This window comes from Nocardiopsis valliformis DSM 45023, from assembly GCF_000340985.1.
Classification (GTDB): Bacteria; Actinomycetota; Actinomycetes; order Streptosporangiales; family Streptosporangiaceae; genus Nocardiopsis; species Nocardiopsis exhalans.
Map to the genome: position 1 here is coordinate 1 of NZ_ANAZ01000029.1, position 26,937 is coordinate 26,937.

22 protein-coding genes are annotated in these 26,937 nt (G+C 68.6%); 12 read left to right on the forward strand and 10 right to left on the reverse strand.

What is annotated here, in order from left to right:
- Positions 1 to 211: 211 nt before the first annotated feature.
- Positions 212 to 2,839 (forward strand): bifunctional FO biosynthesis protein CofGH, encoded by a 2,628-nt coding sequence (locus tag D457_RS0123880; RefSeq protein ID WP_083926847.1) that lies wholly within the window; start codon positions 212 to 214, stop codon positions 2,837 to 2,839.
- Between the two features lie 117 nt (positions 2,840 to 2,956).
- Here the strand turns inward: D457_RS0123880 and D457_RS0123885 are convergent, their stop codons facing one another.
- From D457_RS0123885 to D457_RS33265, 6 genes are all read right to left on the reverse strand, one after another.
- Positions 2,957 to 5,293, reverse strand: coding sequence for a chitinase C-terminal domain-containing protein (locus D457_RS0123885; protein WP_017583206.1), 2,337 nt, complete (start codon positions 5,291 to 5,293; stop codon positions 2,957 to 2,959).
- Between the two features lie 220 nt (positions 5,294 to 5,513).
- Positions 5,514 to 6,758 (reverse strand): glycosyl hydrolase family 18 protein, encoded by a 1,245-nt coding sequence (locus D457_RS0123890; RefSeq protein WP_017583207.1) that lies wholly within the window; start codon positions 6,756 to 6,758, stop codon positions 5,514 to 5,516.
- Between the two features lie 179 nt (positions 6,759 to 6,937).
- Entirely contained in the window at positions 6,938 to 8,530 is a 1,593-nt protein-coding gene (locus D457_RS0123895; protein WP_017583208.1) for a Na+/H+ antiporter, read from the reverse strand.
- A gap of 396 nt (positions 8,531 to 8,926) precedes the next feature.
- A complete protein-coding gene (locus D457_RS33260; protein WP_017583209.1) occupies positions 8,927 to 9,304 on the reverse strand; it encodes a hypothetical protein in 378 nt (125 codons plus the stop codon).
- Positions 9,301 to 9,540: a hypothetical protein gene (locus D457_RS0123905; RefSeq protein WP_017583210.1), complete on the reverse strand. Its 240-nt coding sequence runs from the start codon at positions 9,538 to 9,540 to the stop codon at positions 9,301 to 9,303. Before D457_RS0123905 ends, D457_RS33260 begins: the two co-directional genes overlap by 4 nt.
- A complete protein-coding gene (locus D457_RS33265; RefSeq protein WP_017583211.1) occupies positions 9,540 to 9,977 on the reverse strand; it encodes an ATP-binding protein in 438 nt (145 codons plus the stop codon). Before D457_RS33265 ends, D457_RS0123905 begins: the two co-directional genes overlap by 1 nt.
- A 267-nt stretch (positions 9,978 to 10,244) precedes the next feature.
- On the opposite strand from D457_RS33265, the gene D457_RS0123915 reads away from it, so the two are divergent.
- On the forward strand, positions 10,245 to 11,111 hold the full coding sequence (locus D457_RS0123915; protein WP_083926848.1) for a helix-turn-helix domain-containing protein: 867 nt from the start codon (positions 10,245 to 10,247) through the stop codon (positions 11,109 to 11,111).
- Between the two features lie 64 nt (positions 11,112 to 11,175).
- On the opposite strand, the gene D457_RS35050 is transcribed toward D457_RS0123915, so the two are convergent.
- Both D457_RS35050 and D457_RS0123925 read right to left on the reverse strand, forming a co-directional pair.
- Positions 11,176 to 11,454 carry a DUF397 domain-containing protein gene (locus D457_RS35050; RefSeq protein WP_338043094.1) on the reverse strand — a complete coding sequence of 93 codons (279 nt, stop codon included), beginning with the start codon at positions 11,452 to 11,454 and terminating at the stop codon, positions 11,176 to 11,178.
- On the reverse strand, positions 11,364 to 12,209 hold the full coding sequence (locus D457_RS0123925; protein ID WP_017583214.1) for a helix-turn-helix domain-containing protein: 846 nt from the start codon (positions 12,207 to 12,209) through the stop codon (positions 11,364 to 11,366). The genes D457_RS35050 and D457_RS0123925 overlap by 91 nt, the downstream gene beginning before the upstream one ends.
- A 123-nt stretch (positions 12,210 to 12,332) precedes the next feature.
- Between D457_RS0123925 and D457_RS35915 the strand changes: the two genes are divergently transcribed.
- The 5 genes from D457_RS35915 to D457_RS37260 all read left to right on the forward strand — a co-directional run bounded on the left by D457_RS35915 (position 12,333) and on the right by D457_RS37260 (position 16,162).
- Entirely contained in the window at positions 12,333 to 12,701 is a 369-nt protein-coding gene (locus D457_RS35915; RefSeq protein WP_152514346.1) for a hypothetical protein, read from the forward strand.
- Between the two features lie 374 nt (positions 12,702 to 13,075).
- A complete protein-coding gene (locus D457_RS36270) occupies positions 13,076 to 13,243 on the forward strand; it encodes a hypothetical protein (RefSeq protein ID WP_017583216.1) in 168 nt (55 codons plus the stop codon).
- Positions 13,244 to 13,252: 9 nt separating this feature from the next.
- Positions 13,253 to 14,434 carry a cupin domain-containing protein gene (locus tag D457_RS0123940; protein ID WP_017583217.1) on the forward strand — a complete coding sequence of 394 codons (1,182 nt, stop codon included), beginning with the start codon at positions 13,253 to 13,255 and terminating at the stop codon, positions 14,432 to 14,434.
- Complete coding sequence (locus D457_RS0123945) at positions 14,431 to 15,342, forward strand: aldo/keto reductase (protein WP_017583218.1); 912 nt, start codon at positions 14,431 to 14,433, stop codon at positions 15,340 to 15,342. The genes D457_RS0123940 and D457_RS0123945 overlap by 4 nt, the downstream gene beginning before the upstream one ends.
- 166 nt (positions 15,343 to 15,508) lie before the next feature.
- Positions 15,509 to 16,162, forward strand: a complete 654-nt coding sequence (locus D457_RS37260) for a phosphotransferase (protein ID WP_394297050.1) — start codon at positions 15,509 to 15,511, stop codon at positions 16,160 to 16,162.
- Positions 16,163 to 16,320: 158 nt separating this feature from the next.
- Here the strand turns inward: D457_RS37260 and D457_RS0123955 are convergent, their stop codons facing one another.
- Together D457_RS0123955 and cofD are read right to left on the reverse strand one after the other, a co-directional pair.
- Positions 16,321 to 17,649 carry a coenzyme F420-0:L-glutamate ligase gene (locus tag D457_RS0123955; protein ID WP_051073021.1) on the reverse strand — a complete coding sequence of 443 codons (1,329 nt, stop codon included), beginning with the start codon at positions 17,647 to 17,649 and terminating at the stop codon, positions 16,321 to 16,323.
- Positions 17,646 to 18,635, reverse strand: coding sequence for a 2-phospho-L-lactate transferase (gene cofD / locus D457_RS0123960; RefSeq protein WP_017583221.1), 990 nt, complete (start codon positions 18,633 to 18,635; stop codon positions 17,646 to 17,648). Before cofD ends, D457_RS0123955 begins: the two co-directional genes overlap by 4 nt.
- A 247-nt stretch (positions 18,636 to 18,882) precedes the next feature.
- On the opposite strand from cofD, the gene D457_RS0123965 reads away from it, so the two are divergent.
- The 5 genes from D457_RS0123965 (at position 18,883) to grpE (ending at position 26,860) form a co-directional block, all read left to right on the forward strand.
- Positions 18,883 to 20,061 (forward strand): hypothetical protein, encoded by a 1,179-nt coding sequence (locus D457_RS0123965; protein WP_026116962.1) that lies wholly within the window; start codon positions 18,883 to 18,885, stop codon positions 20,059 to 20,061.
- 240 nt (positions 20,062 to 20,301) lie between these two features.
- Complete coding sequence (locus D457_RS0123970) at positions 20,302 to 20,589, forward strand: WhiB family transcriptional regulator (protein WP_014908913.1); 288 nt, start codon at positions 20,302 to 20,304, stop codon at positions 20,587 to 20,589.
- 310 nt (positions 20,590 to 20,899) lie between these two features.
- Positions 20,900 to 24,358 (forward strand): glycosyltransferase family 2 protein, encoded by a 3,459-nt coding sequence (locus D457_RS0123975; protein WP_026116963.1) that lies wholly within the window; start codon positions 20,900 to 20,902, stop codon positions 24,356 to 24,358.
- 3 nt (positions 24,359 to 24,361) lie between these two features.
- Positions 24,362 to 25,993, forward strand: coding sequence for a DUF5719 family protein (locus tag D457_RS0123980; protein ID WP_017583222.1), 1,632 nt, complete (start codon positions 24,362 to 24,364; stop codon positions 25,991 to 25,993).
- 282 nt (positions 25,994 to 26,275) lie between these two features.
- Positions 26,276 to 26,860, forward strand: coding sequence for a nucleotide exchange factor GrpE (grpE, locus tag D457_RS0123985; protein WP_239646201.1), 585 nt, complete (start codon positions 26,276 to 26,278; stop codon positions 26,858 to 26,860).
- Positions 26,861 to 26,937 lie beyond the last annotated feature (77 nt).

Consider the following 26,937-nt stretch of genomic DNA (forward strand, 5'->3'; position numbering starts at 1 on the left):
CTTTTCGCACCGGTCCCGCCAAACCCTGACAGATCACACAAGTCACCTGTCTCCGGTTGTCCACAGGCCCGGTTTCGGCTCCGCTCGCTTCGGCCTGCCCACGAGTCGCCATCTTCCGGTCTATTCCGTCCTCGCCGTGTGTTCCTTGTTGCAGGGCGCCACCGGGTGGCGGTCGTCACGCGGAAACGGCCGGCGCGTAGGGTGTGCCGGTATGAGTGGTGCGAAAGACCCTGCCCCCATCCCCACACCGACGGCGGCCGGCATGCGCAGGGCGCTGGCCCGGGCGCGGGACGGCAAGACCCTTGACGTCACTGAGGCGGAGGTGCTGCTGCACGCCCGCGGTGAGGACCTCGAACAGCTCCTCGGCCACGCTGGAAGGGTCCGGGACGCGGGCCTGGAGGCGGCCGGGCGGTCGGGGGTGATCACCTACAGCCGCAAGGTCTTCGTGCCGCTAACCCGCCTGTGCCGGGACCGCTGCCACTACTGCACCTTCGCCACGGTTCCGGGCCGCCTGGACGCGCCCTTCATGTCTCCGGACGAGGTCCTGGAGATCGCCCGCGAGGGCGCGCGCATGGGCTGCAAGGAAGTCCTCATCACTCTGGGGGACCGGCCCGAGGACCGGTGGAAGCAGGCCGCCGAGTGGCTGAACTCGCGCGGCTACGACGACACCCTCTCGTACGTGCGCGCCATGGCGATCATGGTCCTGGAGGAGACCGGGCTGCTCCCGCACCTCAACCCCGGGGTGCTGACCTGGTCGGACTTCCAGCGCCTCAAGCCGGTGTCCCCGTCCATGGGGATGATGCTGGAGACCACCTCGCGGCGGCTCTTCGAGGAAAAGGGCCAGCCGCACTACGGCAGCCCCGACAAGGACCCCGCGGTGCGGCTGCGCGCCATGGAGGACGCCGGACGCTCCAGCGTCCCCTTCACCACCGGCATCCTGCTCGGGATCGGTGAGACGGTCGCCGACCGCGCGGAGTCGATCTTCGCGATGCGCGGGGTCTCCCGCCGCTACGGCGGCATCCAGGAAGTCATCGTGCAGAACTTCCGGGCCAAGCCAGACACCGCGATGATGCACCGGCCCGACGCCGAGCGCGACATGATGGCCGCGACCATTGCCGTCACCCGCCTGGTGATGGGCCCCAAGGCGCACATCCAGGCCCCGCCCAACCTCATCGGCGCGGACCGGGGCGGCGTTGACGAGTACGAGCTGATGATCCGCGCGGGCATCGACGACTGGGGCGGGGTCTCCCCGCTCACCGCCGACCACGTCAACCCCGAACGCCCATGGCCGCAGATCGACGACCTCGCGGCCCGCACCGCCGCCCAGGGGTTCACGCTGCGCGAGCGCCTCACCGTCTACCCGGAGTACATCCGGGCGGGCGAACCCTGGGTGGACCCGAGGCTGCGCGCGCACATCGACGCGATCGTGGACCCGGAAACCGGCCTGGCCCGCGAGGACGCCCCGCTGGTGGGCCGCCCCTGGCAGGAGCCGGACGCGGTCCTGGTCTCCTCGGGCCGCACCGACCTGCACACGCAGATCGACACCGAGGGCCGCACCAGTGACCGGCGCGGCGACTTCGACGCCGTCTACGGCGACTGGGACGAACTCACCCCGGGCGTGGACCGCCAGGGCGCGCAGCCCCGGCGCCTGGACCCGGAGATCTCCGCGGCCCTGCGCAGCGCCGAACGCGACCCAGCAGGGCTCAGCGACTCCGAGGCCCTGGCCCTGCTGCATGCCGACGGGGACGCTCTGGAGGCGCTCACCGGCCTGGCTGACCGGGTCCGCCGCGACACCGTCGGCGACGACGTCACCTATGTCGTGACCAGGAACATCAACTTCACCAACGTCTGTTACACCGGCTGCCGGTTCTGCGCCTTCGCGCAGCGGCGCACCGACGCCGACGCCTACACGCTCTCCCTGGACCAGGTCGCCGACCGCGCCGAGGAGGCGTGGAAGGCGGGGGCCACCGAGGTGTGCATGCAGGGCGGAATCCACCCGGACCTGCCGGGCACCGCCTACTTCGATATCGCCGCCGCGGTCCGCGACCGCGTCCCGGACATGCACGTGCACGCCTTCAGCCCGATGGAGGTGGTGAACGGGGCCGCCCGCACCAACCTGCCGGTACGCGAGTGGTTGACCCGCGCCCGCGAGTCAGGGCTCGGCTCGATCCCGGGCACCGCCGCGGAGATCCTCGACGACGAGGTCCGCTGGATCCTCACCAAGGGCAAACTGCCCGCCAGCGAGTGGATCGACGTCATCACCAGCGCCCACGACCTGGGGATTCCCACCACGTCCACGATGATGTACGGCCACGTGGACTCTCCGCACCACTGGGTGGCGCACATCAAACTGCTGCGGTCCCTCCAGGAACGTGCCGTGGAGCGCAACGGCAAGCGCGGCTTCACCGAGTTCGTGCTGCTGCCGTTCGTGCACACCAACGCGCCGATCTACCTCGCGGGCCTGGCCCGCACGGGCCCCACCGTCCGCGAGAACCGCGCGGTGCACGCCCTGGCCCGGCTGCTGCTGCACGGCCACATCGACAACATCCAGGGCTCCTGGGTGAAGCTGCACGAGGACACTTTCCGCCAGCTCCTTGACGGCGGCGTCAACGACGTCGGCGGGACCCTCATGGAGGAGACCATCAGTCGCATGGCCGGCTCCGGGCAGGGTTCGTACAAGACGATCAGCGATATCAAGGCCCTCGTCGAACCCACGGGCCGCCCGGTCCGCCAGCGCACCACCACCTACGGCCCGGTCCCCGCCGAACGCCAGCGGGTCGCCGAGGCCAGCGACGGGGTGGCCCCCAGCATCCTGCGACCCAACCTCCCGGTGGTCTGACCCGGAACGAACAGCAGGGGAGGGACGCCGGGGGATGGCGTCCCTCCCCTTGTCGGTGGGCGGCCCGTCAGGGAGGGGCCGGATGTGCCGGACCGCCCGGGTCAGCGGGTGTCCGGGTCAGCAGGTGCCCAGGTGTTCCCAGACCCCCCACTCGCCCGTGGTGCCCGGCTCCTCGCCCTGGGTCCACCAGCGGGCGCGGTACTCGCTTCCGTCGTGTTCCACCACGTCGCCGGTGTTGTACACCGCGCCGGAACTCCAGGCCGACGCCTCGCACTCGATGGGCTCGCCGCCGTTGTCGTCCCCGTTTCCGGGGCCCTCCACCAGCTCGCCCTCGCGGGGGTGGTCGTAGGTGAGGGCGTACTCGACGCCGTCCACCTCGATGCGGAAGTTCGACGGCTGGGAGATCGGGAGCTGGTAGTTGATGGTGAAGTCCAGCGAGCCCCCGGCCGGGATGCTCTGCCATCCGGGCACGGTCAGTTCCACCCGGTGGAAGTCGCCGTCCAGGCCGCCCACGTTGTTGTCCCGGGTGTGGCCCCGGTGCACGTGGGTCAGCCCCATGCCGGACTGGTCGCCCATGGAACCGGGGGCCGAGGTGGCGTAGTCGAAGACGATGCGGGAACCGCCCGGGATCTCGCCGGAGGAGTTGTTGGTGATGGTCACCTCGGGGGTGATCGGGTAGTTGTTGTCGCCCAGCGCGAAGTCGCCGAACTCCACGTCCACGTCCAGGACCTGTTCCGGGGCGGGTGTCTCGGCCTTGACCGCGCCGTAGGGGCCCGCGTTGCTCAGCGTCTGGTGCAGGGACGTGATGAGCGTGTCACCCATGAAGTACTGCTCGGCGTCGGCGTCGTAGGAGTAGTCGCCCGCCATCTCCCAGATCATCACGCCGCCCAGTCCGGTGTCGGCGACGTAGTCGGCCTTGGCGCTGATGGTCTGGTCGGCGTCACCCGACAGGAACGTGCGGGTCTGCGGGTTCCACCACCACTCGTTCTTGGTCACGTCGTCCCAGTGGCGTTCGTAGGTGCCCACCAGTTCGGTGTCCACCCCGTAGTCCTCGACGTAGTCTCCGACGACCCCGTTCTCCAGGTTGAGGACGTGCCAGATCGGGTTGACACCGGCCTCGATCGCGTCGCCGGTGATCGGGTCGCTGTCGAACCACAGGTTGTCGATGCCCCCGGCGCCGTGGCCGCAGGGGTCGTTGATGCCGGTCCCCGGTTGGCACTGGGTCTGGTCGGGCAGGGCCGAGGTGCCCCACAGACCGTTCTCCCCGCCCTGCACGTCCTGCCAACCGCGGGTGTAGAAGGGCACGCCCAGGTTGATCCGGCCCGCCTGCATGGCGCCTCGGAAGTAGTGGTGGGCCCAGTCGGCGTTCAGGTAGCCGATGCCGTCGAAGGCGTTGTAGACATCCCTCAGTTCGGGGTCCTGGCCGCTGTCGAAGAGCGCGCCGTTGTGGCCCACGAAGTGGTTCCAGGTGCCGTGCAGGTCGTAGGTCATCATGTTGACGAAGTCCAGGTACTGGACGACCTGGTGCACCTCCTGGCCGCGCAGCAGCCAGCCGGACGAGGGAGCCGCCACGGTCAGCTGGTAGTAGGTGCCGTCCGCCACGGCGGCCTCGTCGAGCTTCTCGCGCAGGACGCGCATCAGCTCCTCGTAGCCCTCCCAGAGCAGACCGCGCCGGGCGTCGGAGATCCAGTAGTCGTCCGGGCTGCCCGCGCCCTGCATCGAGGTCGCGTACTCGTAGTCGATGTCCAGGCCGTCGAACCCGTACTCGCGCACGAACTCCACCGCGGAGTCGGCGAAGGTCTCGATCCCGGCGTGGTTCACACCGGTCTCGGTGGTGGTCATCGAGTAGAAGCCGCCGCTGTCCACCCGCTCGCCGTCGGGCCCGAAGAACCCGCCGGTCTCGGCCCAGCCGCCCACGGCGACCAGGGTCCGGACCCCGGGGTTGTCCTTCTTGAACTTGTTCAGCAGGTTGAAGTGTCCGTCGTAGTCGAACTCGGGGTCGGGTTCGAGACCGGGCCGGTCCCAGGTCATCCCGGTGGCGGGGTTGTCGGGGGTGTCGGGTCCGACGGAGAGCTCGTTGTCGGAGTTCACGTGCCCGAACGCGTAGTTGATGTGGGAGATCTTGTCCCAGGGGATGTCGTCGACCAGGTAGCTGGGCTGGTCGTTGGCTCCGTTGCGCCAGCTGGTGAAGTAGCCGATCACCCTGCGGTCGAGGCCGTTGGGCAGGATCTCGCGCCCGTCGGAGTCGTAGACGTCGCAGTAGGGGACGTCCAGACCGGGGGTCGGATAGAGGCCGTCGGGACGGCAGTCGGCGTGGTCGGACGAGACGGAGGGCGGGGCCGGTTCCTGGGGAGCCGCGGCGGCCGGGGGCGCGAACAGCAGACTCGCCGCGGTGCCCAGGCCCGCGGCTGCTGCCAGGGCGCGTGCCCATCGGCTGGACGGATTGACTGTCATGGGGGATTCCCTCTGTTCTGCTTGGCGTGCCGGGGTACCTGTCCCGGTCCGGGGAGACAGGGCTCTGGGGCACCGGTGGGGGATCAGTCAAGTGGGGAACGACAGCGGGCGTGCGAAAGGAGGGTGACCGCTGGGGCGGGGACCGCCCCCCGCAGGTGTGTGCGTGAGGGGGCGGTCCCCGGTGGCCGCGGGCGGGAGCGGCTCAGGGGGCGGAGCGGCGTCAGCAGCTGCCGACGCGGTCCCAGACACCCCATTCGCCGGTGGTGCCGGGCTCTTCACCCTGGGTCCACCAGCGCGCGGTGTAGACCGAACCGCCGTGGGAGACGGTGTCGCCCTGCGTGTACACGCTGCCGGCGTTCCAAGCGGCGGCGTCGCAGTCGGGGTCGGTCGGGCTGGGGGAGGGACTGGGCGTGGGGCTGGGCGTGGGGGAGGGGGTCGTGCCGGGGCCGCTGGCCAGACGGTCGGAGATGGTGTTGGCGAAGTCGTAGCCGTTGGTGGCGTCCCAGTTGATGGACCAGGTCATCACGCCGCCGATGGGGCCGTACGGGGTGTCGGGGGAGAAGGAGCCGCAGCTGGTCCCGGCCTCCAGGCAGTCCAGGGCGGCGACGATCTCGCTCGGCGGCATGTGGCCGCCGCCAGCGGCGGAGGGCACGGCGGGCAGGCCTAGACCGACCTGGCTCGGCTCCAGGCCCATCTCCAGCTGGATGCAGGCCTGGGCGGCGACGAAGTCGCTCGTGCCCTGGCTGTAGACGCTGCCGTCACAACCCAGCATGGAGCCGGAGTTGTAGTACTGCATGTTCACGATGGTGAGGATGTCGGAGATGTTCTGGGCCAGCTGGTAGTACCCGGCGCTGGGGCTCTGGAAGTCGATGGTCTGCGGGGCCATCGCGATGATCAGGTCCGAACCGGCCCGGTCGCTGAGGTCGCGCAGGGCGTTGGTCAGGTGCTCGGCGTTGATGCCGTGCTCGAGGTCGATGTCCACCCCGTCGAACCCGTAGTCCTGCATGAGCTCGTAGGTGGTGTCGGCGAAGTTCTGCGCCTGGGTGGGGTTGCTAACGTCGACGTTGCCGATCTCGCCGCCCACCGAGATGATCACCTTGCGGCCCTCGGCCTGGATGGCGGCGATGTCGTCGCGGAACTGGGCGTCGGTGTACCCGTTCAGCTCGCTGCTGGCCAGGTTGAACGTGATGCCGCCGTCGAGGGTGGGGTGGTTGTCGGCGAAGGCGATCGCCACCAGGTTGTACTCGCTGGGGATCTCGGAGAGCGGCATCACGGTGGAGCCGTTGTCGAAGTTGTGCCAGTAGCCGGTGAGCCACTGGTGGGTCTGCTGGACCTGGGCGGTGTCGGACACGGTTTCCGCCTGGGTGGGTCCGGACGCCAGGGAGCCGCATGCGGTGACGAGCGCTGTGGCCGTCGCGGCGAGGCCGCCGAGAAGGGCGAGCCTGGTTCTGCGGGTGTTGAGCATGGGGGTGCTCCTTTCGTCGAGCGGGGGTGACGAAGGGTGTGATCTGCGACGCAGTAATTGTTAGGAAACCTTAGAGTTGCCTCTGGGGCTCGTCAACGGAAACGGTTAAGAAAGTTTGTGGTTTTCTTGGGGTCTCGGCTCCTATTTGAACTGCGAACCAAGTCGAACCCAGTACCGAATTAGATCCCGTACTGACCGCTTCCGCTGTCCCGAATGTCCATGTCCCGGGCCAGTTTCGTGAACACGTCGTAGTCGATCTCCCCCGAGCGGTACAGCGCCATGAGCGCGTCCCTACGGGCCTGGGTGACCTGGTCCAGCAACGCCTTGCGGTCCCGCACGGACTCCTTGGCCCCGTCCAGGTCCGGATCCTCCGCGTCCAGCAGGCCCTTCACGTGAGAGATCCGCTTCGCGTACCGCTCGCGCACGGCGTCCGCGGTCTTTCCGTCCACGTCGCCCCCGGTGAGCATCTCGTCCACCTTGCGCACGGCGGCGCAGTCCATCTCGTACTCGGCCCGCAGGAACTCCTGCTGTCGGGTGCCCTCGTCGCTCAGCCCCAGCTTGCGCAGCAGCCACGGCAGTGAGGTGCCCTGACCGACCAGGGTGCCCATCACCACCACCCCCGCGACGAAAACCAGCGCGCCCCGGTCGGTGAACTCCTCCCCGCCCAGCGTCGCGGGCAGGGACAGCGCGATCGCCAGGGACACCGCCCCGCGCATACCGCTCCAACCGATCGCGACGCGCTCCTTGAAGGTCGACACGTCCAGCCGTGACTTCGTCAGGTACCGCTGTACGGGGATCACGAACAACATGAGCACCATCCGCAGCACGATCGCGGCGGCGGTCACGGCCAGTGCCACCAGCACCAGATGCACGAAGGCGTAGTCCTCCCGCACGGACCGCACCACGGCGTCCAGCTGCAGGCCCAGGAGCACGAACAGCATCGCCTCCAAAAGGCTCACCAGCGTGGTCCAGATCGTCTGACCGCTCACCCGGACCCGGGGTGGCAGCAGCCCCTCGCCGTGGGTACCCAGGTAGAAACCGGCCACCACGGCGGCCAGCACTCCGGAGAACCCTGCCATCTCCGCGGGGATGTAGGCCACGAACGGGGTGATCAGCACCGTCATCAGCTGCAGCGACGCGTCCGGCATCCGGCTGCGCGCCCAGGCGATCACCACGGCCACGACGGCGCCGTAGACCAACCCGCCCACCACCACCTTGCCCAGCTCCCAGGCGGCGTCGGCCGGGGTGAGCGGGTGCAGCATCGCGGTGATCGCCAGGCTGAACAGCGTGAGGGCGACCCCGTCGTTGATCAGGGACTCGCCCTCCAGGATGGTCAGCACCCGGCGCGGGGTGCCCGCCCGTTTGAGGATCGCCGAGGCCGCCACCGCGTCCGTCGGTGCGATCGCCGCGCCCATGGCGATCGCCGCGGGCCAGCCCGCGTCCGGCAGCAGCAGGTGAATGACGGCGGCCAGCCCGAACGCCGTCGCCAGGGTCATCCCCACTGACATCACGATGATGGGCCGGGCGAGGTCGCGCATGTCCTTGGGGGAGGAGAAGAACGCCGCGTTGTAGATCAGCGGCGGCAGGAACACCAGCAGGATGACCTCGGGGGTGATGGACAGTGAGTGCATCCACGGCATGACCCCCAGGAGCATGCCCAGCATCACCAGGACCACCGCGCCGGGCATCCGGACCCGCCCGGCGACCAGCTGTCCCACGATGACCGCCACCACCACGATCAGCGTGGCGATCACGTAATCCTCGACAGCCACCCGAACCCCTTCGCCTCAGCCCGTCCCCGCCCCAGCATGCCGGGGCGGGGACGGGCCGAAGGGGGGACGCGCCGCTATCGCACCTCGACGAAGGCGTCCGGGTCGCGGGGCCCGCCACCACGGCGAACAGCTCCAGTGCACGCCCGCGTTCGCCCGCGGGGTGTTGTCGCCCGCTCCGAGATCGTGTCGCATGACGGGGAGGAGGATGTTGACCACAGCCCCGTCAGTCAGATCCGTGGCGGCGGCCAGGAGGACGACGAACAGAGCGAGGGAACGCCGGTTCATGGTGTTCACCCTCCGAGGGAGTCCTCATCGAAAGGGGCGGCGATGACCACCCGCCGTCGAGCGAGACCACCCCTCGAAGAGTTCCCACCCGCCGCCACGAGATCCATGCGGCTAACCGGAACGGCGCAGACGGGGCCAGGGGGTCAGCTCTCGGATCCACCGAGTCTGCCGCCTCGGCGCTCGGGGACGGGCACGGAGGTCGTTTTTCGGGTCACCCGCGCTCCGGGGCGAGGGCCGTCGAGGTGCCGGAACCCGCACCACCGGCGCCAGGTTCAGCCGTGGTGCGGTATCACCGGTCACCTTGCGGATCCCCTCGATCAGTTCGGCGGAGTTGTTTCCGGAGAGCAGGACCATTCGGCCGGTGTGTGCGGCCCAGTACTGGCCGGTCGCACCGCCGTGCCAGAAGGTCCACCCGCGTCCCCGGAAGGTGGCGCGCGCTCGGTCGAGTTCCTGCCTTATCGAGCCGCAGTCGTGGTCCAGAGTGATCATCGCTGACCTCCCTCGGGCTGGATCCCCAGTACCGAGAGAGCCTTCCGGAGCTCCGTAGCGCTGGCGGTCACGATCAGCTCCGGCTGGCCGCTGAGGGCGGTTCGGGTGCTGGTCGCCACGTAGCTGGTGCGTTCGGAGTTCACCCCGTGGAGCTCGCAGATGAGGAAGTCGGGGAACTCGGCGCGCAGCTTCAGGATCTCCGCGCTCGGTCGCAGGTGGTAGCCGGTCAATGTCATCACCGCTCCCACGTCAGAGCGAAGAAGACCCCGGGGCCGCGGTTCGACTCGAAGCGACCCCATCGGGTGGCCAGGGCGTCGACCAGCAACAGACCCCGCCCACTCTCGGAGTCGGGCGAGGGGGAGTGGACGCGCAGGTCCGGCAGCTGTCCGCTGTCGTCACGGACCTCCGTTCGGAGACCGCCGACGCACAGGTGTGCCCGGACCACGATGAATCCGGCCTGCTGGTGGGTCACGCAGTTGGTGACCAGCTCGGAGATGAGGAGAAGGGCGGTTGCGGAGGAGTCGCCGGGAACCTCGGCCATGGACATCCTCCGGTCGAGCCAGCGACGGGCGTCCTTGACGCACTCGGGCCGAGCGGGGTAGCGGAAGGTCGAACGGCGCAGCGGTGCCAGCCGCCTGCCTTCCGGGCACGCGGAAACGATACGGTTGCTCATGGGTCCTCACCTGGTTCAGTCAGGTAGTGGGCCAAGGCCCTGATCAGGTGTTCCCGCACCAGGTCAGGGCCGTTTTCGTGCCTTCTTCTAAACGACATTGCATCGCGCAATTTGTGATTTTGGAAGGCGTGCCTCCAGTGTGCACCGAAGGGGTTAGGTCCACAAGCCGTTTGGCAATTTATTGTTCGATGCAACTTGTGCGAAGTTGGTGCCGCGCATCGCATCAGTGAAACTGTGGAGTTCCACGGCTGTCTCAGGAGGTGTCGGGTGGCGGAGGCCAGCCCCACGGTTGCACGTCGGATCTTGGCCAAAGCGCTTCGGGAGCGTAGGGAAGCCGCCCGCATCACTGGGGGGAAAGCCGCTGGCCACGCAGGCATGCACGCTGGCACCCTGAGTCGGGTCGAGAGCGCCTCGACCCGTATCCAGCCCGGCACCGCCCAGCTCCTCATGCGCTTCTACGGGGCATCCGATGAGGAGTGCGAAGCTGCCTTCCAGCTCGCGCACCTGGCTCGCCGCAAGGGCTGGTGGCGTTCCTACAAGTCGGTTCCGAAGTGGTTCGAGCCCTACCTGGGGCTGGAGGCCGATGCCGTCTTCATACGTGACTATCGGGATCAGCTGTTGCCGGACCTGTTCCAGACCGAGGAGTACGCACGCCTCGTGGCGCAGGCCTGTATCCCGGCGCTCTCTGAGGTTGAAGCGCGCGAACGGGTCGAAATTTGCCTGAAGCGTCAGGAACGTCTTACCGGGCTGAACCCGCTGAGGCTGGACGTGGTCATGAGCGAATCCGCCCTTCGCCTGGAGGTGGGCGGTGCCACGACTATGAAACCGCAGCTCAGTTCGCTTCTGGAGCGCTGCGATCTACCGAACGTGACCTGCCGGATCTTCCCTTACTCGGCCGGGGCGTTCCCGCATCAGAGCGGGTCCTTCACTTCCCTGTCCTTCGAGGAGGAGAATCAGCTCGGATTCTCCTTCGGTGAGGTCGTCTATCAGGGCCACGAAGCCGGGGCCTCCTACTTGGAGGATGAGGACACCACGACTCGCTTCCGCGCGATCTTCGAAAACCTGCGAGACCGCGCCTTGAGCGAGGACGACTCCCGAGCCCTTATCGAGCGAGTGCTCACCGAGTATTCATAACGCCTCCCCTCACACTGAACTACCAGCGTATGAGGGGTGAGGGGAGACGTTCAGGCTGTTCAGATCAAGACTTCACGGTGCTGTTCACGAACTGCAGGAAGACCGTGGGCGAGAACCCGAGGGCACCGTTCTCCCGGTTCTGTGTGTCACGGACGTACACCGCATCGGGTGTCTCAGCTACCTCTACACACTGTCCTCCCTGATTCCCGCTGTAGGTGGACGTGTGCCAAGACAGGTCATCGAGCCGGTCGCTCATGTCTCTCCAATCCGGGTCGCCAGTTGGTCGATGGATTCTTCTGGCGACAGGGCAAGGCCAATCAGTGCGCTCATCCGTTGATCGCATTTTGCCACCTCGTCAGCATCAGACGTCACTTGACCGCTCCCGGGTCGCTCGGTGTAGAGCATGCGGTCCCGGTTTCCCGTCTCCAACAGGGTGAACGCCCCGTCCATGGCGGCGTGTGCGCCTTTGCTGAAGGGGAGGATCTGGAGGCGAACGTGTGACCGTTGCGCCATCTCCAGCAAGTGCTTCAGCTGATCGACCATGACGTCCCGCCCACCCACGGGGCGGCACAGGACTGATTCTTCCAGCACAACCCACAACAGGGGTGCAGTTGGGTTCGTGCGGTCGAGAATCTTCTGTCGTTCCAGTCGTGCTGCCAACTGGCGTTCTACGTCTTCCGGGGCGGGTGGGGGCCACGCAGCACTGAGCACCGCGCGTGCGTAGTCCTCGGTCTGGAACAAACCAGGAACTACTTGAACCTCGAACTCGCGAATACTGACGGCCTCGGCTTCGAGTTCGACGAACGGTCGGAACCAATCGTGATAGCTGTCCCGAGTGATCGCAGGCCACAGATCCGCCAGCATCCCGCCCGCGTCCAGCACCTTGTCACAGGTGAGAACGAACTTCTCGGATGGCACACGCTTCGCGGTCTCGACCATCCCGACCATGCCCGCTGTGTACCTGATCCGCTTCCCTAGCTGCTCCTGAGTCCAGCCTTTATCGCCTCGAAGCCGTTTCAGCTGCGTGGCGAAGTAGATCACGATGGGTGAGGCTTCGGTGGCGTCAGCCGACACGCCCTCGATCTCGGTATCACTCATGGGGGTTCCAAGTTCGCAACTGGGCCAACAGGGGGAGGGGCGATCCCGAACGCACTCTGTGCGTTCCCAACAGAACATCGTTTGGTCTGGTTCAGACTACGGGCTGTGAGTGAGGCTGTGTCCATGCTCACCGAAACGCAGCGCTCTTCCGAAAGCGCTGAAAAGGCATCGAACAACCCAACTGAACCATGCCCGAAAGACGGACTTCTCACGCACAAGCGTGCCGCTGAGAACCTCGCCCGGGCTCTCAAGGCCAAAGGAATCAGCGTTGAGGTGGATGGCCGTCGCAGGACGGTCACCGCGAAGCTGAACGGCAAGTCCCAGGTCGTCGCCCTGCGCGGTTCGGATGACGACCTCCAATGGTGCTTCGTCTGGCCCCCCGAGGGCGGCAGCGGACGCCCCGCCCTCGACCCGGTCACCAGCATTGGGAACGAGCCGATGTCGGTCGGAAGAATTCTCGGAGTCCTGGAACTCGCGCAGCTCAAGGTCTGAATCAGCGGTTCCGTGGTGCTCCAGTACTGGAACTGCTTCCGATGCGGTCATACCTCCACCGAAGAAGACGCCCACAGGACGCATGAATGTCCAAAAGAACAGAAATTGGACAGTTCGCCTTCGGGTGAGGATGACGAATCGGACAGAGCGCTGACCTGTGCGCTGCGGTGGCGGGCACAGGTTCGGCAGATTCCACGCGTTCGGCTCCGTCCGATGAGCGCGTGGCGAACGGTGGCGAGGGCTGTCGCCACAGACAGCGACGGGGGAAGCCCTCACCACCCACCACAGAAGGGGAAGCGGACATCGCGCCAGCACGAGCACCGCCTTCATTCCGTACCAGGCCTCATCCGTACCGCAACGAAGGAGAACACAGCATGACCGTGACCAACACGCAGCCCCAGGCCCAGCAGAAGACCTCCGCCCAGACGGACGTCGGCGACCTCCTCGTCGCGGTGGAGGACATCGCCACCTTGCGTTCGCGCGGCGACCAGCCCTCCGACGGCGGGACTGGCCGCTCTGACCACAACGACAGCGTCCGCTAGGAGTGCACAGTGACCGCTGACCTGATCAGCGGCCGTCTGGGCGGGGACTCGTTCCCCGCCCAGGTGCTCGGCCGCGAACACAAGCGCTACCCGGCATCCGACGCCGAAGCGGACGCCTTCACGCATCTGCTCACCTGGTCGGACCTGAACCGGATCCTGGCCTCCCAACGTCTCAACCCTCCGCGTATGCGTCTGTCCGCAGGGGAGAGCATCGACACGAGCCGATACACCCAGAGGCGTCGGTACCGTCGTATGCCTGACTGGGAAGCTCCCGTCCCGAACCTGTTCCACGAGCAGCTGCGCGAGGGCGCAACATTGGTTCTGGACGCCATCGACGAGATGCATCCGCCCATCGGCAAGGTGATCGCGGATCTGGAATCGTGGCTGAGAACGGGCATCCAGGTCAATGCCTACGCTTCCTGGACCCCGAAGGAGGGGTTCGGAGTTCACTGGGACGACCACGATGTGCTCGTGCTCCAAGTGGCGGGCCGCAAACGGTGGCGTCTCTACGGCACCACCCGAACCGCACCACTGCACACCGACGTGGAATTCACCGAGGACCCGCCCACCGAGCCCGTCGATGAGTTCGTCATGGCACCCGGCGACATCCTCCACGTCCCTCGGGGATGCTGGCACGCGGTCGCCGCCTCCGAAGGTGAACCCAGTCTCCACCTCACGTGCGGTCTGGTCACCAACACCGGAACCGACTTCCTCACCTGGCTCACCTCTCGCATGGTCGAGCACGAAGAGGTGCGCGCCGACATCCCCCGCAATCCCGAAGAGTTCTCCGCTTGGTCCTACCGGATGTCCGAACTGATCACTGCGCGGCTCCAGGACCCGAATGTGGTGGACGACTACTGGTCGAAGGAGGAGATCGCGCCCGCTCGTGTGGCATTCAGCCTGCCCGTCGTCGTGACCGGTGAGCTGACGGACGCCTCCCGGCTGCGTCTGGCCACCAAACGCGGAACCCTGATCAACGGCAAGAGCGAAGTCTCCTACGCGGCGCAGGGGCGTCGTTGGAAGTTCGCGAACAAGGCCGAGCCGGTGTTCACCCACTTGTTCAACCACCGCGGCGCCACGATCAAGGAACTCTGTCAGCTCGTTCCTGGTATCCCCCGAGACACCTTGCTCGGACTGCTGCTCAAACTGCTGGAAGACGGAGCCCTGGTCTGGGAAGGCGAAGACGGATGACCCTGCTCGGCCTGGGCACCTACCGCAGTCGCGATGCCGTCACCTCGGCGACCATCGCGGCTGCGGCCGGATGTCCGCTCATCGACACGGCCCCGGTCTACGGGCACGGAACCCATCAGGCGGCGATCTCGCCGGTTCTCAGAGCACACCCTCGACTGAGGATCGCGACGAAGGTCGGATACATGACGGCCGACCAGGCGAGCGCGGCTCTGTTCAGCAAAGTGATCTCCGAGGCCGAGGCCCTGCGACGGCACAGCATCGCGCCCGACTACGTGCACTACCAGGTCGCGATGAACCGCGCGGAGGTACAGCGCGACCAGCTGGACCTGGTCCACCTGCACAACCCCGACCACCACCGTTCCGGTGACCGTGACGCACTGCTCGCACGCCTTCGCGCGGCCTTCGTCTCACTCGAAGCCCTGCGTGATACCGACACCGTGCTCGGGTACGGAGTGGCTACGTGGAACGGTTTCCGAGACGGTGCCTTCTCCGTCCGTGAACTGATCAAGCTCGCCCAGGAAGCGTCAGGAGGTCCTGAAACGGGCCTGCGCGCGATCCAGCTTCCGGTGTCCATGGTCGATATCGAGCCGATCAGGCAGGCACTCGCCGGAGAAGGCCCCGTATCCGCTGCTGAACAGGCAGGATTGGAGGCCTGGGGATCGGCCCCGTTACATGGCGGTGAACTGCTCAGCCGGATCAGCGAGGGGTTGGCTGACTACGTCGCCTTCGGAGCCACCAAGGCGCAGGCGGCACTGATGGTCGCCGTTTCCACTCCGGGGCTCACCGGGCTGTTGCTGAGCACCGGAAGCGCCGACCACTGGCGTGAGGCCGCTGATGTGGTGGACTCCCCACAGCTGCCTCCGCTCCGACTCAAGGAGATCTGTGACCTGCTCCAACCCGTTTCCTGACCTGGCCGACCGGTGGAACCGTGCAGCGCGCGAGCTCGACGCCACACCCGACCCCGGAGCCGATCTGCATCCCGGTGTGGGCGGCAGAACCCTGAGCGGCCCGGCCACCGTCGACGGAGTTCCGGCATGGTTGCGGGTGATGAGTGCGACCAAGCCGGGCGGGAGGATGTGGGAGGGTTCTACGCTCGCTGACGGGCTACTCGATGACACGATTCCGCGGCCGTCTCTGCTCGGTGAACATGCCTGGCCCGAGCCGGAGACGGGCCTGGTGTTCCAGGCCCACCTGTGGGAACGACTCACCGGCCGCATGGTTTCGAAAACACCCGACTTGTCCGAGCCGCCTTCGGTCTCGGACCGCTGGTGGAACGAGTTGCGGGGCGCGCTCGATCGTCTTCGACAGGCACCCGTGCCACAGCACCGGCAGCGAAGCCACACCCCCGGGTTCATCGAACGCCTTCCGAAGTTCATCCCGGAGTTGGCGGGCACGGACCTCACCGTGTCGACGTGGGAGACCTCTCACGGAGACCTTCACTGGGCGAACCTCACCGCAGTCCCGCTAGCGATCATCGACTGGGAGGGGTGGGGGATGGCCCCAGCTGGATACGATGCCGCCGTTCTCCACACCTACGCGCTTCCCGAACCGAGAACAGCGGCCAGGGTGCGCGAGGTGTTCGCCGACGTGATGGAGACCGAAGCCGGGCGGTTCTCTCAGTTGATCATCGCTGCGGAGGTGATCCAGGCAGCGGTACGCGACGACCTTCATGCCCGCTTGCTCCCGCATGTTCGGCGGCAGGTGGAGGAACTACTCACCCCACGGTAGTGGCCTTCTGCGTTGTTGTTGGTGATGACGAGGCCCGTTGCTCCATCGAGAGGACACCGGGCCTCGCCGTGCGCTCGACCCTCCCGAGTTCGGTAAGGACCCGTTCGGTCTGGATCAGGCCCAGATCAGGCGGACAGGGCAGCCAACCACCGACAGGGTCAGCGGATCTCGACGAAGGCGTCCGGATCGCGGGGCGGCCGCTCCTTGGGCGCCTCGGCCGCGTACCCCACGGCCACCGCGCCCATCGGCTGCCAGTCCTCGGGCACGTCCAGCACCTCGCGTACGACATCGGCGCAGAACATCGTGGAGGAGATCCACGCCGAACCCAGGCCCTCCATGGCCAGGCCCACCAGCAGGCTCTGCACCCCGGCGCCCATCGCCACCAGGAACATCGACCGCTCCGCGTCGGACCGGCGCTCGTCCGGGTAGGGATGCGCGCCGTCCGCGACCAGGAACGGCACCACCAGGTAGGGGGCGCCGCGCAGCACGTCCCCGCGCCTGGTCCGCTTGGCGATCTGCTCCTCGGTGAACCCGTCACCGCGCAGGTCGGCCGTCCAGGCCTGGAGCATCGCGTCGAGCAGCCGCTTGCGCGTGTGGGCGGACTCCACCAGCACGTACCGCCAGGGCGTGGTGTGGTGCGGGGCGGGCGCGGTCACAGCGGCGGCCACCGCCCGGCGCACCAGAGCCGGATCCACCGGTCGGTCCGTGAAGGAGCGCACGGTGCGGCGGGCCGCGACCACGTCCCTGGACCCGTACCGGAACAGGTCGGCGTCGGCCGAGCGGACCAGCTCCGCGGCGCCGGGCCCGTCCTCCTCGGTGACCAGGTCGCCCAGGCCCGAGACCACGGCGACCGGCACCCCGGAGGTCTTGCCCTTGACCAGCTCACCGGCGCCCGCGATCTCGTCGGCCACCGCGTTGACCGTGGCCTCCATGAGGTTGCCGTGGGTGTCGACGGTGCCGCGCAGGTCCTGGGCGGCCCGCAGCCCGGCCGCGCCGATGGCGACGTCGGTCTGGCCGATCCGCCAGGGGCGCCCGAAAGTGTCCGAGACGATGACTCCCACGCGCACGCCCAGGCGCGCGCCCACGCCCGCGCGCAGGGCGCGCGCGGAGGCGTCGGAGTCCTCGGGCAGCAGGAGCACGGTGCCGGGTTCGACGTTGGAGGCGTCCACCCCGGCAGCGGCCATGACCAGGCCCTGCCGGGTCTGGACAATCCGAGTGCGGCCCATCCGGGCCACCACGCGTTGCGTCTCGGCGTCGATGGCCGCCTCGCGGTCGTCGCCGGGCAGGGAGCGCCCCTCGGCCTTGCTGACGATCTTGGAGGTGACCACCAGGATGTCGCCGTCGACCAGGGGTTGTTCCGAGGCGGCCACGGCGTCGGCGATCAGCGCGGCGAGGTCGTCGCCCGAACCCACCTCGGGGATCCCGCCGAGCCCGCGCACCCGTACTTCCGAGACCCGTACTTCCGGTGTTCGGGGGTCCGCGCTCACTGTGCTCCGGCCTTCCGCTCGGACAGCTCCACCGTCAGGTCCAGAGCGGCCCGGGCCAGCGCCTCGGTGGCCTCCGGGCCGCTCATGTACAGGGGGCGGGAGCGCACCTCGATCCCGTCCACCTCGGTGCCCGCGTCGGCCTCGTCCACCAGCCAGCCGTCCAGCAGGTCCGAGCCGAGGTGTTCGGCGACCGCGCCCGCGCTGGTCTCCACCCCGATGGCGCTCAGGCAGGCGTCGGCCATCCCGCGCACCGGCGCGCCGCCGATGATCGGGGAGACGCCCACCACGGTCTTGCCGACCATGGCCTCGCGGATGCCCTCGATACCGAGGATGGAGCCCACACTCACCACGGGGTTGGACGGCGGGATGATGACGGCGTCGGCGTTGCGGATGGCACGGATCACACCGGGGGCGGGCTTGGCCTTCTCCGCGCCCAGGCTGATGATCTGCTCGGCGGGCAGCGCGGCCCGGTGCTTGATCCACCACTCCTGGAAGTGGATGGCCCGGCGCCCCTCCTCGTCGTTGACGATCACGTGCGTCTCGACCTGGTCGTCGGTCATCGGCATCAGCCGCACACCGGGCTGCCAGCGGTCGCACAGGGCGGTGGTGACCGCGGAGAGGGGGTAGCCCGCGGCGATCATCTGAGCCCGCACGATGTGGGTGGCGGTGTCCCGGTCACCCAGCCCGAACCAGGTGGGCTTCATCCCGTAGGCGGCGAGTTCCTCCTTGACCGTGAAGGTCTCGTCGGTCCTGCCCCAGCCCTGCTCCTCGTTGATCCCGCCGCCGAGGGTGTACATCACAGTGTCCAGATCGGGGCAGATCCGGAGACCGAAGAGGGTGATGTCGTCACCGGTGTTGCCGATGACGGTGATCTGGTGGTCTGTGGCCTGGTCCGATTCGGTCGCAGCGTCGATTCCCAGAGCGGCTTTGAGGCCGCGGAGGAAGCGCGCGCCGCCGATACCGCCGGCCGGTACGACTATCCGCATGCGCCCAAGTCTGGCAGGCTGGGGGCGTGTATGGGTCGTCTGCCCCACCGTGGGTACGATCTGGCGTGACCATTCCGGTACCGACGGTGTGTGAACCTTCGGGCGGCGGTCGCCATCCCACTCCATCGGCCCCGCGTTCGGTGTCCCCGTTTCCTTCCCCGGCGCGCCCCGGCCGATTCACCCGACAGCCCGACGATATGCCAAGCTTCCTCCGACGCGACGGCGAAGCAGCAGAGGGGAACCTCTCTTGAACAACGAAACACTAGAACGCCTGCGCCTTCCCGGGGCCTGGGTCCTGCTGGGGGCCGTGGGCGTCCAGATGCTTGCCGGACTTATCGAGTTGATCATCAGATCAAGTGAGTACAACGGGAGCTTCGCCTGGGCCATGGGTGCGGCCGGGTCCTCCTTCTACGGCATCACCATCACCCTGTTGCTGGTGGCCGCGGTAGCCCTGGTGCTCACCAGCGAGCGCACCCGCCCGGCGTCCTTCCCGGTGATCCTAACCGCGATGATCATGGTCGGTGTCGGCCTGCTCTTTGGTCTGATCGGTCTGATCAGCGGGTTCATCGATATCGACAACGGCGGTCTGGCCTTCGCGGGCTTCCTGCACCGGGCAGCCCTGATCGCGGTGCTCGGCTTCTTCGGGTTCTACCTGATCAAGATCTTCAACGACCCTACGGTCGTCCCGCGGGCACAGCCGCAGCAGCAGATGTACAACCAGCAGCAGTTCCCGCCCGCGACCGGCGCCCAGCAGTCGTTCGCCCAGCCCGGCTACCCGGCCGCCGACCCGTCGCAGACGGGGGCACCGCAGCAGGCTTATGGTCAGGACGCGTACGGTCAGCAGGCCGTCTACGGTCAGGATGCGGCTGCTCAGCAGCAGGCGTACGGTACCGGCGCTCAGCAGGCCTATGGTCAGGACGCTTCGGGTCAGCAGCAGGCTTATGGTCAGGACGCGTACGGTCAGCAGGCCGCTTACGGTCAGGATGCGGCTGCTCAGCAGCAGGCGTACGGCACCGGCGCTCAGCAGGCCTATGGCCAGGACGCTTCGGGTCAGCAGCAGGCTTACGGTCAGGACGCGTACGGCCAGCAGGCCGTCTACGGCCAGGACGCCGCAGCCCAGGGCTACGACCCGGCGCAGTACGCGCCGCAGACCTACGAGGGTCAGCCCGCCGCGGACCAGCAGGCCCAGGACGCCATCCAGCACGGTTGGTACCAGGACCCGGCCCAGCAGGGTCAGGCGCCCTCCGAGCCCGGAGTTGAACCATTCTTTAACTCCGGTGAGAACACTGGTACCGAGACGCCCGACCAGAACGGTGCGTCGTACGGAAACCAGTACGAGTCCGGCTCGTCGTACGGCTCTGACCAGCAAGGACAGGGCGGTACGGACAACCAACAGAACTGGTACGGCAACGACGGCCAGCGCTGAGCCCGCCTGAACCGCCACGCTCCCCACACCTTGGGAAGGTACGTGAATTGCGTGGTAATCCACAGAACGGACATCGCGGGCCTGCCGTTGGAGGTTCGTTACATGATATTCAGTGGATTACCACGCAGGGCGCTTGACTCACAGTCATGCGCACGCGTGTAATTCCAATGTGGGATTTCCAGCCGGCCCGGGGGACGAAAAGGGTCGGGGACATCTATTGGGGGGCTACAGGAGGTGCGCATGAGCGAGGTCATCCCGCTGGCGCACGGCTCGGACGAAGATCTGGGCTGGCAGGAGCGCGCCCTGTGCGCGCAGACGGACCCGGAGGCGTTCTTCCCCGAGAAGGGCGGCTCGACGAGGGAGGCCAAGAAGGTCTGCCAGTCGTGCGAGGTTCGTGCGGAGTGCCTGGAATACGCGCTGGAGCATGACGAACGCTTCGGCATCTGGGGGGGACTCTCCGAGCGTGAACGCCGAAGGCTGAAGAAAGCCGCCGGGGGAGATTTCGATTTCCTGGCGGACATGCTGTAGGAGTACGCGTTGCGGCGCGTCCGGGCCACGAGCCCGGGCGCGCCTTTTTCATGTTCGGTACCCTTCATGGCCTTGGGCAGGATTGGGGCGGGTTGCCCCACCGGTGCCGAATGCTCCGATATGGTCGCCCCCGCCTCACCCCGACCGAATAGGTCCGTAATGATGCGGGGTGGCGTATCGTGATGTCCCGCGTTCGCGTTCGCGAGCCGCGCTCGGCGCACACGCGCGCCCACCGGCCGCCACGGCCGGCAGACACCCCCGGACCCGCACACGGGCCCGACCCTTCTCCCGGAGAGAACCCACCACAGCCGTGCTTGACCTGGATTCCGCCCGCCATGTCGTCACCGCGGTCATCGTGTCCCACGACGGCGCACGGTGGCTGCCGGAAACCCTGTCCGCGCTCCGCGCCCAGACCCGGCCAGTGCAGCGGGTCGTGGCCGCCGACACCGGAAGTTCCGACGGCAGCCCCGACATCCTCGCCGACCACCTCCCGGCCGACGCCGTCCTCGACCTGCCCGCCCGGACCGGCTACGGCGATGCGGTCAAGGCCGCCCTCGACCTGCCCAGATCCACCACCGAGGTGCACGGGTTCGACGACGACGCCACGGAGTGGATCTGGCTCATCCACGACGACCTCACCCCGGAGAAGGACACCCTCGAACAACTCCTGGCCGCCGCGGACAAGGACCCGCGCGCCGCCGTCCTGGGTCCCAAACTCCGGGACTGGTTCGACCGCCGTCTCCTCGTGGAGGTCGGCGTCACCATCGACGGCGCGGGCCGCCGCGAGACCGGGCTGGAGCAGCGTGAGTTCGACCACGGTCAGCACGACGGCACCCGCCAGGTCCTGGCCGTCTCCAGCGCGGGCATGCTGGTCCGCCGTGACGTGTGGAACCGCCTCGGCGGCTTCGACCCGGCGCTGCCGCTGTTCCGCGACGACATCGACTTCTGCTGGCGCGTGGGCGGGGCCGGGCTGCGGGTCCGCATGGTCACCGACGCCGTCGCCTACCACGCGGAGGCCTCGGCCCGCCGCCGTCGGAAGATCACCGCCACCCGCAACCACCCCCGCCGGGTGGACCGCAGGCACGCGGTGTTCGTGTTGCTGGCTAACCTGCCCTTCGGCGGGATGGTGTTCGCGCTGCTGCGCAACTCCGTCGGGTCGCTGCTGCGCGTGATCATGTACCTGCTCATCAAGCAGCCGGCCAACGCGCTGGACGAGGCGGCCGCGATCACTCTCGTCTACGGTCGGCCGTTCCGCCTGGCCCGGGCGCGCTTCCGGCGCCGCCGCGACCGCCGCCGCACCTACAGCGCCATCCGGCCCTACCTGGCCAGGGGTGTGGCCATGCGCCAGTTCGCCGACGCGGTCACCGGCATCCTCACCGGTGAACGGGTGGGCGACACCGCCGGACGCCACCAGGCGGTCACCACCGCGCCGGGGGAGGAGGACGACGGCCCCGCCGACGACTCCAGTTCGTTCCTGCGCCGGGTGGTCCTGCAACCGGGGCCCCTGCTGGTCATCGGCCTGACCGTGATCACGATCATCGCCGAACGCTCGCTGCTGTTCGGCGGGATGCTCGCGGGCGGCGCCCTGCCTCCGGTCACCGGTAACGCCCTGGACCTGTGGAACCTGTACCTGTCCGGACACCCGGACAGCGGAGTGGGGTCTTCCGGACCGATCCCGCCCTACGTGGGCTTCCTCGCGCTGCTGTCCACCCTCACCCTGGGGCAGCCGTGGATCGCGGTGATGGTGATCCTGCTGGGCTGCGTGCCGCTGGCCGGGCTCACCTCCTACCTGCTCGCCCGCGAGGTGCTGCGCTTCCGCCCGGCCCGCCTGTGGATGGCCGGGGCCTACGCCCTGCTGCCCATGGCCACCGGAGCCGTCGCCCAGGGCCGCCTGGGCACTGCCCTGGTGCACGCCCTGCTGCCGATCCTCGGCCTGCTGCTGGTCCGGATGGTCTCCATGCCGCCCAAGTCCTCGCGGCGGTCCGCCTGGGGGCTGGGCCTGGCCCTCACCGTGGCCACCGCCTTCGTCCCCATCGTCTGGCTTCTGTGCCTGGTCACCGGGGTGCTGGTCGCGGTCGCCTTCGGCCACCTGGGCCGCCGGATCTATGTCAGTGTGGCGATCAGCCTGGCCGCGCCGGTGGTCCTGCTCATGCCGTGGACCCTCGAACTCCTGATGCACCCGAGCCTGTGGTTGCTGGAGGCCGGACTGCACCGGCCTGAGCTGTCCGATCCCGGGGCGACCCCCGTCGAGCTGCTCATGCTCTCCCCGGGCGGCCCGGGAACGCCCCCGTACTGGGTGACAGCCGGGTTCATCGCGGCCGCCCTGTGCTCGCTGCTCCTGCTCCGCAACCGGATGCTGGTCGCGGCGGGCTGGTGCCTGGCCCTGTTCGGCATGCTCATCGCCGTCCTGACCAGCCGCATCGTGATTGAACCCTACTTCGGCGGCCCGCCCGCCCAGGTCTGGCCCGGCGTCGCTCTGGCCTTCGCCGCCACGGCCGTGCTGTTGACGGCCTCCACGGCGGCCCGCGCCTTCGGGAACATGATTCGTACTGGGGGGCTCAAGCGCTACTTCGCCCTGGGGGTGGCCGCGCTCGCGCTGGCCACCCCGGTCTCGGCGGCGGGACTGTGGATGTGGGAGGGCGTGGACGGCCCGATCACCGCGAACGCCCCCCGCTCGGTCCCGGGGGCGCTGGAGAGTGTCAGCTCCGACGGCACCGACCCCCGCACGGTCATCGTCACCCCGGCCGACGACGGCAGCGTCGACTACGTGGTGGTCCGCGGCCGGGAGCCCAGGCTGGGCGAGGAACGGGTCCTGCCCGAACCCCAGGCCCGCGCCGCCGTGGACCGGGCCGTGGCCGAGCTCGCCGCGGGTCAGGGCGGGGACCAGCTGCACACCCTGCTCGACTACGGCATCCAGTACGTGCTCTACCCACGTCCGGAGCGCAGCGGACCCGCTGACGCCACCATGGTCGACACCCTCGACGGCACCCCCGGGCTGGGCCGGCAGTCGCTGTCGGATCACTACGGGCTCTGGCGGATCGTGGAGACCACCGGCGTGCTGCGGACGGTCTCCGAGGACGGCCTGGAGGCCGAGGCGCTCCAGGTGGAGGGTGCGGCCGACCAGCTCACCGCGGAGGTCGGCGAGGGGCGCACCGGACGCCGCCTGGCCCTGGCCGAACCGGCCGACGGCGGCTGGCGCGCCACCCTGGACGGCACCGAGCTCACCGAGGTGAGTACCGAGAACGGGACCCAGGCCTGGGCCCTGCCGGTGCACGGCGGTGAGCTGCGCGTGTGGCACACGGACCTGGTGCACACCGCCTGGGTGGTCACCCAGGGGATTCTGCTCCTAGTCGTCGCGGTGCTCGCCGCCCCGGGCGTGCGCACCGAGGAGGAGCGCAAACTCATCGAGTCCACCCCGATGCCCCGGCCGCGGCGGCCGAGCCGGGGCCCGCTGGCCCGCTCCGGAAGGTCAAGGAGGGGGAGTTCACGGCGCGGGAAACCGGCGGACACGGGTGCGGTTGAGGTCGTCTCCGCTCCGGACGCAGAGTCTGCTGAGGGGCCCGCCGAAGAGCGCCCCTCGGGGGAGGGCGAGCCCGACACCGGGCCGACCACGACCGGTTCCATCCCTGTGGTCCGCGGCAAGCGCCGCGGCACCCGGGGCACCCGCCGCGCGGGGACCCGCAGATCTTCGGGGGGCAAGCGCCGTGCCGGATCGTCCCGGGACCGTGACGCCTCGGAGGGCACCGATGACAACGAGCGGGAGGAGTAGGTCATGCGACTGATCGTGGAGAACCGGTTCGCGCTGTTCGGGCTGGTCGCGCTGGCGCTGCTCGCCCTGTTTGGGGTCGCGTTCGTGATCCGGCCGATCAACCCCGAGCTGGGCGTGTCCGAACGGGGCACAGTCCGGCCCGACCTGGCCGCCCGGGTCTGCCCGGCTCCGCACGCGTCCTCCGACGACGGAGCGGAGAGCTCGGTGGCCGCCTTCGCGCCCCGGGTCAGCCGCGACGACGAGGGCGTGCTGTGGGCGGTCCCGCTGATCGAGGCTGTCGAGCCGCCCGACGAGGACGCCGAGGACGCCGACGACGCCGACGACGCGAGCCCGAGCCCCTCACCCAGCCCCGACGGCGACGCGGACGAGCGCGGCGAGCTCCTCGGCGAGGAGCAGACCGAACCCGGACGGGTCTGGCGTACCAACACCGGCGAGGCCGGCCTGCCCACCGCCCTGCACGCCGAGGGCTCCCTGGCCTCCGGCCTGGACGCCGCGCAGACCACTGTCTCCGAGGACGGCATCACCGAGGTCCGCTGCGCCGAACCTTCCATCGGCACGTGGTTCGCCCTGCCCGGGGCCAACGACCCCGATGGCGTGGACCTGGACACCCTCACCGTGCACCTGTCCAACCCGGAGGCCTTCCGGGCCACGGTCAGCGTGGACATCTACACGAGGGAGGGCCCCTCCTACTCGCCTGACAGCCGGGGCATCCATCTGGGCCCGGGGGAGTCCACCGAACTCGACGTCACCGAGCTCATCCAGAACACCAGCTCCATCGGCGTCCACGTGCGCACCAGCACGGGCCGCGCCGCCGCGGCCCTGCTCGCCGAGCACTCCGCGGGGCCCGCGGACTGGGTTCCGCCGACCCGGGCGCCCGATGAAGCACACGTCATCCCCGGGGTACCCGGCGGCGACGGCACCCGGCGGCTCATCGTGGCGGCGCCCGGCGACGAGCCCGTCCAGGTCCGCGTGCACGCGATCACCGCCGTGCCTGAGGAAGCCGAAGACGACGAATCCGAGGCCGACGGCACTGCAGGAACCGCCGAGGACCCGCTGGTCCTGAACGTCCCCCCGGCCGCCTCTGCCTGGCTCACGCTGGAGAGCGTGCTCGGCGGGCTCCCGGGGACGGTCGTGGTGGAGGCCGACGCCCCCGTGGTCGCCGGGCTGATCGCCGAGGAGGTCGAGGTGGACGGCGACGACGTGAACGTCGTGGAGACCGCCTACACGGCCGCGGTGGACCCGCTGACGGGCCCGCTGGACACCACTGCGGTCATCCCGGACATGCCCGAGGGTGTGGACGTGGAGCTGGTCCTGGGAGCCCTGGACGGCGACGCCAAGGTCGTGGCGACGCCGATCGCCGCCGACGGCAGCATGGGAGACGCCGTGCGAGCCGAGGTCGCCGCCGGGACGACCCACGTCTTCGGTACCGACACCGACGGCTGGGGAGCACCCTCCGGGGTCGACCCTGAGGACGGCTACGCAGTACGGCTGGAACTGCTGGAGGGGTCGGGCCCGGTGTACGTGGCCCGCGTCCTGCGCTCCGGGGACGGGATCAGCGTCCTTCCGGTCCGCCCCGCCCCGGTCCAGGTCGAACTTCCGGTCGTCCGCGACAGCATGACCGGCGTGGTGCCCTGACCCGGAGCTCTGCGCCGGGCCCCGGTCGTCCTCCGGCGCCGCTGGCCCATTCCGGGTCCTGCTCACTTCGCCCCGTCGAGTCGTCGCTCGGCGGGGCGAAGCCGTGCGAACTCCCACGGCCCGGAGCGGTTTCTCCCTGAACCGGGAATTCGCCCCTACGTGTCAGGAAAATGGCAACAATCGCGAAATCGATCCTGACATACTTGGACTGCTTCTGAGTCCAGTGTTTCTGGGGGGTTGTGTGTGTATGAATCACAGAATGGGGCCTTCGGTGCCTCAGGGGTGGATTCAGATCCGGATTCTCCTTTCGAGGAGGGTGAGTCGGTCCCGCGGGTGGAGCTGGAACCGGACGGGTCCGGCCGTCGCGCGCCCGCGGGTCCGCCCCTCGCAGAGGTCGCGGCCGCCGTCGGCGCCCTGGAGGACCAGGTGCGCCGGTTCCATGTTCGGGCCGAGAACTACGAGGCGATCATCCGGCAGATGCAGGGTCGGATCGAGCACCTCCAGGGCGATCAGGTACAGGCCCTACTGAAGCCGGCCATCCGGCGGTTCGCCGGTCTGCACACCCAGGCGGTCGAGGCCGCGGAGCGGGCGCGTGACCGTGGTGAACAGGCCGATCAGGACTTCGACTTCTTCGTGACCGCCATCGAGGAGACCCTCGCGCTCCTCGACATCGAGTCGGTGGGCGCGGCGCCCCTGGCCGACTTCGACCCCGGCAAGCACCATGCCGTCAGGGTCGTGGCCACCGACGACCCGAAGCTGGACCGGCGCGTCCAGCGGGTGCTCCGGCAGGGTTTCACCTATGTCGAGGCCGAAAGGGTGTTTCTCCCCGCTCGGGTGAGTATCTACCGATGTGAGACCTCTCGGTAGTCACCCCGCTTTATTCGTTGGATTTCCCGGAGTTCGGCCTTTCGCGGAGCCCTCCGGGTTGTCAGTCATGCGTTGTT

Excerpts from the sequence above, each read along its gene's own strand:
- D457_RS0123880 (WP_083926847.1), top strand. The coding sequence starts at position 212 with ATGAGTGGTGCGAAAGACCCTGCCCCCATCCCCACACCGACGGCGGCC.
- D457_RS0123885 (WP_017583206.1), bottom strand. The coding sequence starts at position 5,293 with ATGACAGTCAATCCGTCCAGCCGATGGGCACGCGCCCTGGCAGCAGCC.
- D457_RS0123890 (WP_017583207.1), bottom strand. The coding sequence starts at position 6,758 with ATGCTCAACACCCGCAGAACCAGGCTCGCCCTTCTCGGCGGCCTCGCC.
- D457_RS33260 (WP_017583209.1), bottom strand. The coding sequence starts at position 9,304 with ATGATCACTCTGGACCACGACTGCGGCTCGATAAGGCAGGAACTCGAC.
- D457_RS0123905 (WP_017583210.1), bottom strand. The coding sequence starts at position 9,540 with ATGACATTGACCGGCTACCACCTGCGACCGAGCGCGGAGATCCTGAAG.
- D457_RS33265 (WP_017583211.1), bottom strand. The coding sequence starts at position 9,977 with ATGAGCAACCGTATCGTTTCCGCGTGCCCGGAAGGCAGGCGGCTGGCA.
- D457_RS35050 (WP_338043094.1), bottom strand. The coding sequence starts at position 11,454 with ATGCGATCAACGGATGAGCGCACTGATTGGCCTTGCCCTGTCGCCAGA.
- D457_RS0123925 (WP_017583214.1), bottom strand. The coding sequence starts at position 12,209 with ATGAGTGATACCGAGATCGAGGGCGTGTCGGCTGACGCCACCGAAGCC.
- D457_RS35915 (WP_152514346.1), top strand. The coding sequence starts at position 12,333 with ATGCTCACCGAAACGCAGCGCTCTTCCGAAAGCGCTGAAAAGGCATCG.
- D457_RS36270 (WP_017583216.1), top strand. The coding sequence starts at position 13,076 with ATGACCGTGACCAACACGCAGCCCCAGGCCCAGCAGAAGACCTCCGCC.
- D457_RS0123945 (WP_017583218.1), top strand. The coding sequence starts at position 14,431 with ATGACCCTGCTCGGCCTGGGCACCTACCGCAGTCGCGATGCCGTCACC.
- D457_RS37260 (WP_394297050.1), top strand. The coding sequence starts at position 15,509 with ATGTGGGAGGGTTCTACGCTCGCTGACGGGCTACTCGATGACACGATT.
- cofD (WP_017583221.1), bottom strand. The coding sequence starts at position 18,635 with ATGCGGATAGTCGTACCGGCCGGCGGTATCGGCGGCGCGCGCTTCCTC.
- D457_RS0123970 (WP_014908913.1), top strand. The coding sequence starts at position 20,302 with ATGAGCGAGGTCATCCCGCTGGCGCACGGCTCGGACGAAGATCTGGGC.
- D457_RS0123980 (WP_017583222.1), top strand. The coding sequence starts at position 24,362 with ATGCGACTGATCGTGGAGAACCGGTTCGCGCTGTTCGGGCTGGTCGCG.